Raw genomic sequence first — 13,613 nt, forward strand, 5'->3', positions numbered from 1 at the left:
GCGCGTGTTGAATCAACGGCGCTACGCTGTCGGGCGCCGGCTTGGTCCCACACCCGATCCCCTGGGAGGGGGGCTGTTATGCGTGCGGCCACGTATTGCTACGGCTCATGCTCAGCCACAGACGCCAACCAGCCCCACGACGATCACCATTTCGCGGGCACTCTTACGTGAGGCACCGAGGGCATTTCGCGGGCAGTCTTCGTGAGTCAAGCCGCCTCTTGCGATCTCAAGTATGCACTACGTACCCTACAGAGATACGTTTCGCATACTCAGGAGCCAAATGATGCAGGACCGCAGCACTCCGCTCCCCGCTGGCTTGGCCCAGGCGCCGCTAAGAACCATCCGTCCTCGCGACACGGCGCAGACCTATGCCCACCCCCGCCCACAGCTGGCCCGCCTCACGGAACGTGGGCTTCTGCACCGTCTCGCCGATGGGTACTACGCGGTGGTCCCGCAAGACATGGTCGGACGCGCCTGGATGCCTGGCCTCGAGATCGCCGCCGCGGGAATCGCTACAGCGCTCTATGGCCCCGACAACATCGTCGTGATGGGCGTCAGCGCCGCACGACTCCATGGGGCGATACCGCGGGCGCTTGCCACCGCGATCGTCGCCGTCCCTGAGCAGCACCGCCCCATCGTGCTGTCCGATCGCCCCGCGATCGTGCGATTCGTCAAACGCGACACTCAAAGCCTGGACGCCGAGCGCTACGAGACCGAGCTTGGACCGACGCTGGTCACCACGCCCGAGCAGACGATCCTGGACCTGGCGCACCGCCCCCAACTCGGCGACTCCGAAACCGATGTTCGGTCCGCCGTCGCAGCGCTATATGAGCGCAGCGACAATGGCCGATTGCGCACGCTGGCAACCAACCAGCGGCGCCTGGCATCACTGAAGCGCGCGGAAACCTGGGCTTGCAGTGAATAGGGACGAACAACGGGCCGTGGCAACCCAATTCGGCGTCGCGGTCGAGCAAGTCGAGCGCGACCATCTTATCTCACACCTGCTTGCCTTCTTCAGCCGAGAATTTGGCGACCGAATCCACTTCATCGGTGGCACCGCGCTTGCCCGCACCCACCTTCCGGACGGACGGCTTAGTGAGGACATCGACCTGATTGCAATTGGCGATCGAAAGGCCGTCGTCGCCGATCTGGACGCCGCCGTACCCCGTGCGCTCTCCCGCACCCACGGGCGACTCATTCTTGACCCGGCCCTCAGTCATGTACCCGACACTCGCCCATCACTTCTTCGGACCGCCGCTGGCCTCTCGGTGCGGCTGCAGCTGCTCTCCTCGCGCGACAGGACGGTGTGGCCAACGGAGCGACGGTCACTGGTTCAGCGCTACGCCGATGCACCCGCCGCACAGCTGTTGGTTCCTACGCTTCCCGCCTTCGCGGCATCGAAGACCGCGACATGGACCGACCGCCACGCCGCGCGTGACCTGTGGGACTTGTGGGCGCTGGATGCGATCGGTGCCATCGATCCGGTGGCCGAACGCCTCTACCGGCGCTACGGGCCGACGAACCAACCACCGGCGGCCCACGACTTCATCAGGGCGCCGGCCGAAGCCGAGTGGCACACCCAGCTCGCCGGCCAAACGCGCCTCACCGTCTCAGCAAAGGAAGCGCTGGCGACCGTGCGAGCAGCGTGGGCACGGGCAATCGAGGCGGCCGGCCGACAGGTGCGGTCACATCAACGTTGAGTGTGTGACCAAGGCGGGTCGGCAAAGAATCTAGGACACAAATTGAATGGTTACGCGATTCAAATCGGATTCTAGAACCGTTGGTGTTCAACAGCTTTGATTGAACCAGCACAGCTGAATCATGCTGGCAGATAGCAAAATCCGAAGTCAGCACCCCCCTGGGCAAACGCGTCGGCGTGCTGGCGTGGTGGCTTGGTGCTGGCCTAGCCGGTTTGCTGGGTGTGTCTGCAAGTTGAACCAGGCCGGTTCAATCCGTGTGGATGGTTATCGCTGGTTTTGGCAGACGTTTTGTTGACGACGGTCCAAATGTAGGCCGGTAGCGACGGTTGAAAAGTAGGCCACGTGGTCAGCTGCTTATTGTGCCGTGTTGTCTGCCCTGGCGGCGGGCAGTGTGTCGATTCCGGTGTCTTTGAGTCGGTAGCTGGAGCGCTCGGTTTTAATCGGCACAACGTTTGCCTTACGCGGTGGCGCGACAGGTTCAGGCAATGCTGCGCGTTTTCCGGTGTGGGCGCTACATCCCGCGCCACCGTCGCGCGGTAGCCGGCGAACTCGGCCTTTCCTGGGACACCGTCAACACCATCGCCATAGCTGCCAACCGCGCGATCGTGGTCGCCGACCCGGCCAGGTTGGACGGGGTGCGGGTCATCGGTGTCGATGAGCACTGCTGGTCACACACCTGCCGCCCCGGAGACGATGGCTACGTCACGGTGATCATCGACTTGACCCCGGCCCTGGAGCGTCTACCAGCGCCTCATCGCCGGATACAGTCAAACCGACCGCCGCCGCGGCAAGATCATGATGACCTCGATCATCGACATTACGATGCCGACCCGGCATCTTCGTCCTCGTTGGCCGCGCGCAGTAGATCGCTGCGGGCCCGTGCCACCCGGGAGCGGATTGTGCCGATGGGGCATCCACAGACCTCTGCCGCTTCGGCGTAAGAGAGGCCCAAGACCTGAGTGAGGACCATGGCTTCGCGGCGTTCCGGTTCCAGTCCGTCAAGCAGCATACGGATTTCCACCGTGTTCTCGATCCGGCTGGAACGATGGCCGTGCCGGATCGCACTGTCGAGCTCTGCCACGTACGCGGTGCGGGGCCTGCTCCTGTTGTGGCGGATCTGGTCGACGACCACGCGCCGGGCGATCGACAACAGCCACGTCCGAGCCGTGGATCGGCCTGTGAAGCGCGGCAAAGAACGGATGGCCCGCAGAAACGTTTCCTGAGTCAGATCGTCGGCGCTGGGCGGATCGGCGAGATAGGCGACCGGCCGCCACACATCGCGCTGTGTGGCCGCAATGAATTGCGACAGCGCGGCGCGGTCACCCTGTCCGGCGGCTTTTGCCAGGTGAGTAATTTGGTCGTCGTCGCCGCTTGTCGCCACGGATAGTGAGGGTAGGCGATAACTGGCGAAAACGCGTTGGGAACTCATGGCCAGGCCGTGACGACCTTATTGGGGTGGGCTCGGAATTGCAGGAGGTGAACAGCCACGATGTCGGCCATAGCCCGGTCGGTAACGGCGCCAGCTGACGAGCGTTCCCTGCCACTTCAGCGGGTACAACTCGACGTCGGCGGGATGTCCTGCGCCGCGTGCGCCAAGCGCATCGAGAGGACGCTCAACAGGCTGCCGGGGGTCCGGGCATCTGTGAACTTCGCCACCCGAGTGGCAACGATCGACGCCGCCGAGGACGCGCAGACCGCCGCATTGTGCGAGGCGATTCAACGGTTGGGCTATCGGGCCGAGCCGCGGGTGGCCGGCGGTATGGACGAGGGCGATCCCGACGCCGATCACGCGCGATACCTGCTGATCCGGTTGACCGTTGCGGCCATACTCTTCGTGCCCCTGGCCGATCTGTCGGTGATGTTCGCGGTAGTTCCCGATACCCGCTTCAGCGGCTGGGGGTGGGTGCTGACTGCGCTGGCCCTTCCGGTTGTGACTTGGGCGGCGTGGCCGTTCCATCGAATCGCGCTACAGAACGCGCACTCCGGCAGCGCCTCCATGGAGACACTGATCTCGGTCGGTATCACCGCAGCCACGTTGTGGTCGCTTTACACCGTTTTCGGCGGTCACCGGCCCGCCGAGCGTAGCGGCATATGGCAGGCGCTACTGGGTAGCGACGCCATCTACTTCGAGGTCGCCGCGGGTGTCACGGTATTCGTGCTGGCGGGACGGTTTTTCGAAGCCCGTGCCAAGTCGAAGGCAGGTGGTGCGTTGCGGGCCCTCGCGGCGTTGAGCGCGAAGGATGTCGCCGTCCTGCAGCCCGACGGGTCCGAAATGGTCATCCCGGCTGACGAACTCAAAGAGCAGCACCGCTTCGTGGTACGTCCAGGGCAGACGATCGCCGCCGACGGCCTTGTCGTCGAAGGGTCGGCCGCGGTGGACATGAGTGCCATGACCGGTGAAGCAAAGCCGCTGCGGGTGGATCCCGGGGCAAAGGTCATTGGTGGCACGGCAGTGCTCGATGGCAGGCTGATCGTGGAGGCCGCCGCGGTGGGTGCCGACACCCAGTTCGCCGGTATGGTCCGACTGGTCGAGCAGGCGCAGGTGCAGAAGGCCAATGCGCAGCGGCTGGCGGACCGGATCGCCTCGGTATTCGTTCCCTGTGTGTTCGCCATCGCTGTGCTCACCACCGTCGGATGGCTCATCGTCGGGGGTGAACTCGACCGGGCATTTTCGGCCGGGCTCGCCGTACTCGTCATCGCCTGTCCGTGCGCACTGGGACTGGCGACCCCGACTGCCATGATGGTGGCGTCCGGTCGCGGCGCCCAGCTCGGAATATTTCTCAAGGGTTATCGGTCGCTGGAGGCCACCCGTGCCGTCGATACAGTCGTGTTCGACAAGACCGGCACCCTGACGACCGGCCAGTTAACGGTTAGCTCGGTGGTAGCCGCGCCGGGCTGGCATGTCGACCAAGTACTCGAATTGGCTGCGACAGTTGAAGCGGCGTCCGAGCACGCGGTCGCCCTCGCCATCGCTGCGTTGAGCCCTGTCTCGAAGGCCCATCGAGAACCCGTCGTGGACTTCCGCGCGGTAGCTGGCCGCGGAGTTTGCGGCACCGTGGCCGGGCGTGCGGTGCGGGTGGGTAAGCCGTCTTGGATCGCTTCCTCCTGCAACTCGGCAACGCTGGTCGCGGCTCGGCGCAACGCCGAATCACGGGGTGAGACAACGGTGTTCGTCGAGGTCGATGGTGAACTGTGCGGACTCATCGCGGTGGCCGACGCGGTGAAGGACTCGGCGGCCGATGCTGTAGCGGCACTACATGATCGCGGCTTCCGAACGGTGCTGTTGACCGGCGACAATCCCGCATCGGCGGCCGCCGTGGGCGCTCGCGTCGGCATCGATGAGGTGATCGCCGACATCTTGCCCGAAGGCAAGGTCGACGTCATCGAGCAGCTGCGGGACCACGGGCGGGTGGTCGCCATGGTCGGTGACGGTATCAACGACGGGCCGGCGCTTGCATGCGCCGATCTGGGCATGGCCATCGGGCGCGGCACCGACGTCGCGATTAGCGCGGCCGACATTATTTTGGTCCGCGACAACCTCGACGTCGTGCCCCTGGCGCTTGACTTGGCAGCCGCTACGATGCGCACCATCAGCATGAACATGGTCTGGGCATTCGGCTACAACATTGCCGCTGTGCCGATTGCCGCGGCCGGACTGCTCAATCCCGTGGTAGCCGGCGCGGCTATGGCGTTCTCGTCGTTCTTTGTCGTCTCAAACAGCCTGCGGTTGCGGAACTTCGGCAACGGCTAGGCCGCGCCATCGGTGGGCCACAAGTGACCGCGCCGTCGGCCGCGGGATGCGTTCTGAGGCAAGACGATGTCGGGCTCGGCCACGGCCCCATCCGGCGCCGGCCGCGGCGCGGCGCTGCTGCGCCACACCAGGATTGCAAGGAGCACGCCGAGTACCACCGGGACGTGGGTCAATATCCGCATGGTCGTGACGGACCCGGACATTGCATCCACGACAACATAGACCGTCAGGACGCCGACGAAGACCGACAAGACACCCGCAAGGCCCGCCGCGGCACCCGGCCACAAGGCGGCAACCACCATGACCGCACCGAGTGCAATCGACCACGATGTGGATTCGTTAAGCAGATGGTTGCCAGCACTCATTGCGTGCTGCTGTGTCAGCCCGACGCTGAGGCCAAACCCTTGTACGGTCGCCAAGGCGATTTGCGCGATGCCCACGCACAACAGCGCCCATCGCTGCCAAGTTATCGGTAAGCGTCGCCGCGGCGGTACTCGATCGATCGTCAGGGGGCCAAGGGGTGCGATGACTGCGCGGGACTGGCTCAACCGGCGCAGATCGCGAGCTTGGCTAGCCGCCTGATCGAACCAATTGCGGCACGCGGCGCACTCATTGAGGTGCTCATCGACGCGTGCCGCCGGTACGGGCTCTCGCTCGCCGTCGAGTCGGGCCGAGAGCGCTTCGCGGGCCACCTCGCAATGCATCTCTCTATAGTCGCGCAGTACCGACGGAATGTTCCCGTCCAGAGCCCGGTTCGTTAGTCCAGGTTTCAGAAAGACCAGTTCTCCGGTCCGATCACGCGCATTCTCCGCAATTGCCATTTCCGCTGCGTGTCGGCGCTAGGCTGCCGTGTGATCCGTGCATCGTGGAAAGTCACAGACCCATAGCGGGAGGGCAGCCGATTGACATTGGGTGAGCCAACCACAGTGTCGGCACCGCAAGCCGAAGCGGCGCCGGCGCAGAAGAGCCCGAAGGTCGAGCGGCGACGCCGGCCGCATTTCCGGGCGAGCATTCAATCCAAGCTCATGGTCCTGTTGCTGCTGTCGAGCATCTTCTCCGTTGCGGCGATCGTGGTCGTCGTCTACCAGTCTGGCCGCACTTCGCTCACGGCGGCGGCGTATGAGCGGTTGACGGAGTTGCGCGAGTCGCAGAAGCGCGCCGTAGAGACGCTGTTTTCCGACCTGACGAACTCGCTGGTCATTTACGCCCGTGGATTGACCGTGGTGGATGCTCTCGCGCAGTTCACCGCCGGCTTTGATCAACTGGTCGACGCAACGATCGACCCCGCGCAACAACAGACCATCGTCAACTACTACAACAACCAACTCATCAAACCCGTCGAACGCGCAACTGGTGAAAAGCTGGACATCACCGCCCTGCTGCCGACCAGTCCCGCGCAGAAGTACCTCCAGGCGCACTACACCGCCCCGTTCACTTCGGACGCCGACTCGATGCAGCTTGACGACGCCGGCGACGGCAGCGCCTGGTCCGCCGCGAATGCGCGATTCAACAGCTACTTCCGCGAAATCGTCACCCGGTTCGATTACGACGATGCGGTGTTGTTGGATACCAGGGGCAATATCGTCTACAGCCTGAGCAAAGACCCCGACCTCGGCACCAACATCTTGACGGGCCCATATCGGGAATCCAATCTGCGCGATGCCTATCTAAAGGCGTTGGGCGCCAACGCTGTTGACTTCACCTGGATCACTGATTTCAAGGCATATCAGCCGCAACTCGACGTGCCCACTGCGTGGTTGGTGGCGCCGGTCGAGGCGGGCGGCAAAACCGAGGGCGTCCTCGCGCTGCCGTTGCCGATCGCCAAGATCAACAGGATCATGACCGCCGACAAGCGGTGGCAATCCGCTGGCATGGGCGCCGGAACCGAGACCTTTCTGGCCGGCCCGGACCGTCTGATGCGTTCGGATTCTCGGCTTTTCCTGGAAGATCCCAAGGAATACCAACGGCAGGCGGTAGCTGCCGGCACACCCGCGGACGTAGCGAACCGCGCAGTTCAAATTGGCGGCACGACCCTACTGCAATCCGTTGCCAGCGAAGGTCTGCGTGCCGCTCAACGCGGACAGACGGGTACCGTCTCCGACACTGACTACACGGGCAATCATGAACTCGAGGCCTATGCGCCGTTGAGCGTGCCGAACTCCGACCTGCACTGGTCGATCCTGGCGACGCGAGATGCTTCGCAGGCGTTCGCGGCCGTCGCGTCGTTCAGCAAGGCGCTGATCCTTGTCACGGTGGCGATGATATTCGTCATCTGTGTGGCGTCGATGCTGGTCGCCCAAGCGATGGTGCGCCCGATCCGGCGGCTTGAGGCCGGTACGCAGCGGATCAGCGCCGGCGACTACGACGTCACCATCCCGGTCCGGTCGCGCGACGAAATCGGCGACCTCACAGCGGCTTTCAATGAGATGAGCCGGAACTTGGAGATCAAAGAGGAGTTGCTCAATGAGCAGCGCAGGGAGAACGACCGGCTATTGCTGTCGATGATGCCCGAGCAGGTCGTCCAGCGCTACCGCGATGGAGAAAAAGCGATCGCACAGGAACACCACGACGTCGCTGTGCTGTTCGCCGACATCGTGGGGCTCGATGAAGTTTCCAGCGGTCTGTCTGGTAACGAACTTGTCGGGATCGTCGACGAATTGGTGCGGCAGTTCGATTCGGCTGCAGAACATCTCGGCGTCGAAAGAATCCGCACCTTGCACAACGGCTACCTCGCCAGCTGCGGGGTAACCACACCGCGGCTGGATAACATTCCCCGAACCGTCGATTTCGCCTTGGAGATGCGGCGCATCATCGATCGTTTCAACAGCCAAACCGGCTACGACCTGGGACTGCGAGTCGGCATCAATACCGGGGACGTGACCAGTGGGCTGGTCGGTCAATCCAGCGTTGTCTACGACATGTGGGGTGCCGCGGTGAGTCTGGCCTATCAAATGCACAGTGGCTCACCCCAACCCGGCATTTACGTAACCGCGCAAGTGTACGAAACGATGCGCGACGTCCGGAAATTCACGCCGGCGGGCACGGTCTTGGTCGAAGGATCCGAGGAGCCGATCTACCGATTGGTGGAGCGAGCATGAATATCTTCCATTCGTCGTGGTTCTACTGGGCCGTTGGTATCGCGGTTGGCTTACCCATTGGGCTGATCGTTCTTACCGAGCTACACCGCATGCTCGTCCGTAGGAACAGCCACCTAGCCAGGCAGGTAAGCCTGCTGCGCAACTATCTGCTGCCGCTCGGGGCGCTGTTGCTGTTGCTGGTCAAGGCATCCCAAGTGCCGGCCGGGGACGTTACGGTGCGGATCCTCACCACGGTCTTCGGTTTCATGGTGCTGGTACTGCTGCTGTCCGGGCTCAATGCCACGGTGTTTCAGTCTGCGCCCCAAGAGAGTTGGCGCAAGCGGCTGCCCACCATCTTCCTTGATGTCGCAAGGTTTGGGTTGATCGGTATTGGCTTGGCGATGATCCTGTCCTATATCTGGGGCGTTCGGGTCGCCGGGTTGTTCACCGCGCTGGGTGTGACCTCGGTCGTCATCGGTCTGATGTTGCAGAATTCGGTCGGTCAGATCGTGTCGGGTTTGTTCATGCTGTTCGAGCAACCATTCCGGATGGATGATTGGCTGGACACGCCCACGGCGCGGGGCCGGGTCGTGGAGGTGAACTGGCGCGCCGTCCACATCGAGACCGGCGCCGGGTTGCGGATCACACCCAACTCGATGCTTGCTACCACTTCGTTTACGAATCTCAGCCGTCCGGTCGGCTCGCACAAATGCTCAATCACGACCAAATTTGCCTCGGCCGACTCCCCGGACAAGGTGTGCGCGATGCTCACCAGGGTTGCCAGCGGGCTACCGCAACTCAAGTCCGGTGTCGTGCCCACCACCGTTGCCCTGGGTGGTGGTGAGTACCGAACCACGGTCAGGCTGAAGTCACCCGCCGACGAGGGCGCCACACAGGCAACGTTCCTGCGATGGGTCTGGTACGCCGCGCGACGTGAAGAGCTGCACCTGGATGAGGCCGACGACGACTTCTCGACGAACGAACGTGTGCAGACCGCATTGCGCACCGTGGTGGGGCCGGAGCTACGGCTGAGCCTGAGTGATCAGCAGTCGTTGGCTCCGTACGGCAGGGTGGTGCGCTACGGCGCCGACGAAATCGTGCAGCACGCGGGTGTAGTGCCAAGCGGGATTACTTTTATCGTCGCTGGCAGTGTTCGGCTCACGGCGACGATCGAGGACGGTTCGGTCGTTTCCCTCGCTACGCTCCACAAAGGCGCATTGCTGGGGGTGACCGCGCTGACTCGGCAGCCCAACCCGACCGGCGCTGTGGCGCTGGAGGAGGTGACCGCCCTACAGATCGATCGCGAACACCTCGAGCAGGTCGTGATGAGCAAGCCGATCCTGTTGCAAGAATTGGGCCGACTTATCGACGAACGACAAACCAAGGCGGAGCGCGTAACTCACCGAGAACGAGTGGGTTAGGGCTTGTCGGGACTCGCGAGAGGAACATGGTTGAAATCGGGCCTGCAAGCGGAACCGGTATCGGTAGAGGAGCCCGCTAAAGCCGGAAAACGTGGGCGTCGGTTTCTGCGGTTCTTCCGGGTGGGCATCCAGTCCAAGCTTCTGGTGACGCTGTTGGTCTGCAGCATCATGTCGGTCGCGGTGGTCGGCCTCGTCGGCTACGTTACCGGTCGTAATGCGCTGCGCGACGTAGCAACCGAGCGGTTGCTCGAGTTGCGTGAGTCGCAGAAGCGGCAGGTGGAGGCGCTGTTCGCGGAGCTGACGAATTCGCTGCTCGTGTACAGCAGCGGGTTCAGCGCCGTCGAGGCAACCGAGGCATTCACCACGGGCTTCGCCCAATTGGCCAACGCGACGATCGACGCCGTCCAGCAGGAGGCGATCGTCAACTATTACAACAATGAACTGATCAAGCCGATCAATCGGCTGACTGGCGACGATCTCGATATCAACGCCCTGCTGCCCAGTTCTAACGCGCAGAAGTACCTTCAGGCCTACTACACGGCGCCGTTCGAAAGGTCTAGTGACGCGATGCGCCGCAACAACTCCAACGACGGCAGCGCGTGGTCGGCAGCAAACGCCCGCTATAGCGAATTCTTCCGCGGGATAGTCACACGTTTCGATTACCGGGATGCGCTGCTGCTGGACCTCGATGGCAATGTTGTCTACAGCGTGAACAAAGGCCCCGATCTCGGTACCAATATCCTCACCGGCCCATATCGCGAAACCAATCTGCGAGAGGCATATCAAAAAGCGTTGCGTTCCAACGACTTAGACTTCATCTGGATTACCGACTTCCAGCCGTATCAGCCGCAACTCGACGCCCCCACCGCGTGGGTGGTTTCGCCGGTCGGGATGAACGGCCGAATGAACGGCGTGATGGCGCTGCCGCTACCCATCTCGAAGATCAACGACATCATGAACGCCAGTAAGCACTGGGAAGCTGTCGGCATGGGCCGGTCAACCGAGACCTATTTGGCGGGACCGGACAACCTGATGCGTTCTGATTCAAGGCTTTTCCTGCAGGATCCGGAGGAATATCAGCGCGAGGCAATCGCTGGCGGCACGCCACCCGACGTCGTGAAGCAGGCGATTCGGTTAGGCGGCACGACGCTGGTGCAGCCGGTGCCAAGCGCGGGTCTTCGCGCGGCCCAACGCGGGCAGACCGGTGTCGTCAGGGACACCAGTTACCTGGGCAACAAGGAATTAGAAGCCTACGCCCCACTGGACGTACCGAACTCCGAATTGCACTGGTCCATTCTGGCGACTCGGGCAGATCGGGATGCGTATCAGCGATTGGCTTCGTTCGGCAAGACGCTGGTGTTGTCCGTCGCGGGCATCAGCTTGGTCATCTGTGTGGTGTCGATGCTGCTTGCCAAGCTGCTGGTGCGGCCCATCCGGCGACTGGAGGCCGGTACCGAGAAGATCAGCTCCGGCGACTACGAGGTCACCGTTCCGGTGAGCTCGCGAGACGAACTCGGCGACCTCACTGCGGCTTTCAACGAGATGAGTCGTAACCTCAAGATCAAAGAGGACCAGCTGAACGAGCAGCGTAGTGAAAACAGCCGCCTGCTGCTGTCGCTGATGCCCGAACCGGTGGTACAGCGGTATCGCGAGGGCGAAGAGATCATCGCACAGGAGCACCAAGACGTCGCGGTCGTCTTCGCCGACATGGTGGGGCTCGATGAGGTGTCGGAAAATCTGTCGGGCGACGAATTGATCGGGATTGTCAATGGGCTGTTCCGCGAGTTCGACTCTGCGGCCGAATCTCTTGGCGTGGAACGGATCCGCACGTTCCACAACGGCTATCTCGCCAGCTGTGGCGCCACCACTCCGCGCCTGGACAACATTCACCGCAGCGTCGACTTCGCCCTAGAGATTCAACACATTATCGATCGATTCAACAGTCAATCTCGCCACCCGCTGCGCCTTCGGGTCGGTATCAACACTGGCAAGGTCATCAGCGGGTTGGTCGGTCGATCAAGTCTCGTCTATGACATGTGGGGCAACGCGGTAAATTTCGCCTACCAAATGCACAATGGCGCAACCCAACCCGGCATCTATGTCACCTCGCAGGTTTACGAAGCCATGCGAGACATATGGGAATTCACGCCGGCCGGCGAGATTTCGGTCGGCGGATCCAGCCAGCAGATCTGGCGATTGTCGGAGCGGCGATGAGCATCCTTGGCTCGGCCTGGTTCTACTGGGCCCTCGGAGTCGTAGTGGGCTTGCCCGTCGGGATTGTCGTTCTCACCGAGCTGCATCGCTCGCTTGTTCGTAGGCGAAGTCGACTGGCCGGCCAGGTTGGTCTGCTGCGCAACTATGTGCTGCCGCTCGGGGCGCTCTTGTTGCTGATTGTCAATGCCACGGGTGTCCCGGCAGGCGACACCGCAGTGCGGATACTGACGACGGTCTTCGGCTTTCTGGTGTTGGTACTGCTGTTGTCGGGGTTAAACGCCACCGTCTTCGCGGGTGCACCCGAAGGCTCGTGGCGCAAGCGGATACCCGTCATCTTCCTCGACGTCGCCCGTTTCGTACTTATCGGAGCCGGTCTGGCCGTGATCCTCTCCTATGTCTGGGGCGTTCGAGTCGCTGGATTGTTCACCGCGTTGGGTGTGACCTCGGTGGTCATCGGCTTGATGCTGCAAAACTCCGTCGGCCAGATCGTGTCTGGCTTATTCATGTTGTTCGAGCAGCCTTTCCAGATCAATGACTGGATCGATACGACCACGGCACGGGGACGCATCGTGGAGGTGAACTGGCGCGCCGTGCACATCGAGACCGGCAGCGGATTGCGGATCACTCCAAACGCGGTGCTCGCCGGCACACCGTTCACGAATCTCAGCCGCCCCGCGGGCGCGCACGAATTGGCGATGACGACCAAGTTTTCGGACGCTGATTCTCCCGACCGAGTTTGTGCGATGCTGACCCGCGTCGCCAGCGCGCTGCCGCAGCTCCTGGCGGGGGACATACCAATGTCGGAACCGCTCGGCGACGCCGAATACTGCACGACCATCGGGCTGGACTCGCCGGCCGACGAACGGGCCGCCAAAGCAACGTTTCTGCGGTGGATTTGGTATGCGGCACGGCGGGAGGGCCTGCACCTCGATGGCGCCGATGACGACTTCTCGACGCCCGAGCGTATCGAGAACGCATTGCGAACGGTGGTGGCGCCGGTATTGCGGCTGAGCGATAGCGATAGGGCGTCGTTGCTCTCGCGCGCGAGGATCGTCCGCTACGGCGCCGACGAGATCGTGGAGTACGCCGGGCAGGTCCCCGCGGGGATGACGTTCTTGGTCAGCGGGCGGGTGCGGTTGGTCGCCACCACCGACGAGGGGTTGGACGTGCTGATTAGCACGCTGGACGAAGGCTCATTTCTGGGTCTGACCGCATTGACCCGGCAACCTAACCTCGCGAGCGCATACGCGCTCGAAGAGGTGACCGCGGTCGAGATCGGTCGCGAGCATATTGAGCACCTTGTCATGCGGGAACCGTTGCTACTGCACGACTTTGGACACATCCTGGATGAGCGGCAAAGTAAAGTGCACCGGACACGCCGTGGTGAGGCGACGGGTTGAGAGGCGTGCCGCAGCCTGCGGCGGCGTAACGCATCACACGGCTATCCCGA

Annotated in this window: 8 protein-coding genes and 2 pseudogenes; 8 read left to right on the top strand and 2 right to left on the bottom strand. The window is 62.8% G+C overall.

Annotated elements, in window-relative coordinates; translation table 11 throughout:
* Window positions 1-280: 280 nt before the first annotated feature.
* From MSIMFI_RS15365 to MSIMFI_RS29680, 3 genes and pseudogenes are all read left to right on the top strand, one after another.
* Entirely contained in the window at window positions 281-925 is a 645-nt protein-coding gene (locus tag MSIMFI_RS15365) for a type IV toxin-antitoxin system AbiEi family antitoxin domain-containing protein (RefSeq protein ID WP_191497847.1), read from the top strand.
* Window positions 918-1,700, top strand: a complete 783-nt coding sequence (locus MSIMFI_RS15370; protein ID WP_191497848.1) for a nucleotidyl transferase AbiEii/AbiGii toxin family protein — start codon at window positions 918-920, stop codon at window positions 1,698-1,700. The genes MSIMFI_RS15365 and MSIMFI_RS15370 overlap by 8 nt, the downstream gene beginning before the upstream one ends.
* A gap of 530 nt (window positions 1,701-2,230) precedes the next feature.
* Window positions 2,231-2,431, top strand: a pseudogene (locus MSIMFI_RS29680) (ISL3 family transposase); the annotation flags it as partial.
* Between the two features lie 86 nt (window positions 2,432-2,517).
* Here the strand turns inward: MSIMFI_RS29680 and sigC are convergent.
* Entirely contained in the window at window positions 2,518-3,081 is a 564-nt protein-coding gene (gene sigC, locus MSIMFI_RS15380) for an RNA polymerase sigma factor SigC (protein WP_224770196.1), read from the bottom strand.
* Window positions 3,082-3,189: 108 nt separating this feature from the next.
* Between sigC and MSIMFI_RS15385 the strand changes: the two are divergent.
* Window positions 3,190-5,495, top strand: a pseudogene (locus tag MSIMFI_RS15385) (heavy metal translocating P-type ATPase); the annotation flags it as partial.
* Here the strand turns inward: MSIMFI_RS15385 and MSIMFI_RS15390 are convergent.
* Window positions 5,448-6,155: a zf-HC2 domain-containing protein gene (locus MSIMFI_RS15390; protein WP_191498209.1), complete on the bottom strand. Its 708-nt coding sequence runs from the start codon at window positions 6,153-6,155 to the stop codon at window positions 5,448-5,450. The pseudogene MSIMFI_RS15385 and the gene MSIMFI_RS15390 sit on opposite strands and share 48 nt — an antisense overlap.
* Before the next feature lie 198 nt (window positions 6,156-6,353).
* Between MSIMFI_RS15390 and MSIMFI_RS15395 the strand changes: the two genes are divergently transcribed.
* From MSIMFI_RS15395 to MSIMFI_RS15410, 4 genes are read left to right on the top strand one after another with little or no spacing between them, the layout of a single operon-like run.
* Window positions 6,354-8,549 carry an adenylate/guanylate cyclase domain-containing protein gene (locus tag MSIMFI_RS15395; RefSeq protein ID WP_396820048.1) on the top strand — a complete coding sequence of 732 codons (2,196 nt, stop codon included), beginning with the start codon at window positions 6,354-6,356 and terminating at the stop codon, window positions 8,547-8,549.
* Entirely contained in the window at window positions 8,546-9,949 is a 1,404-nt protein-coding gene (locus MSIMFI_RS15400) for a mechanosensitive ion channel domain-containing protein (protein ID WP_191497851.1), read from the top strand. The genes MSIMFI_RS15395 and MSIMFI_RS15400 overlap by 4 nt, the downstream gene beginning before the upstream one ends.
* A gap of 30 nt (window positions 9,950-9,979) precedes the next feature.
* Window positions 9,980-12,163: an adenylate/guanylate cyclase domain-containing protein gene (locus tag MSIMFI_RS15405; RefSeq protein ID WP_396820050.1), complete on the top strand. Its 2,184-nt coding sequence runs from the start codon at window positions 9,980-9,982 to the stop codon at window positions 12,161-12,163.
* Window positions 12,160-13,563, top strand: a complete 1,404-nt coding sequence (locus MSIMFI_RS15410) for a mechanosensitive ion channel family protein (protein ID WP_191497852.1) — start codon at window positions 12,160-12,162, stop codon at window positions 13,561-13,563. The genes MSIMFI_RS15405 and MSIMFI_RS15410 overlap by 4 nt, the downstream gene beginning before the upstream one ends.
* The last annotated feature ends 50 nt before the right edge of the window (window positions 13,564-13,613 follow it).

Source organism: Mycobacterium simulans (assembly GCF_900232995.1).
GTDB classification, from domain to species: domain Bacteria; phylum Actinomycetota; class Actinomycetes; order Mycobacteriales; family Mycobacteriaceae; genus Mycobacterium; species Mycobacterium simulans.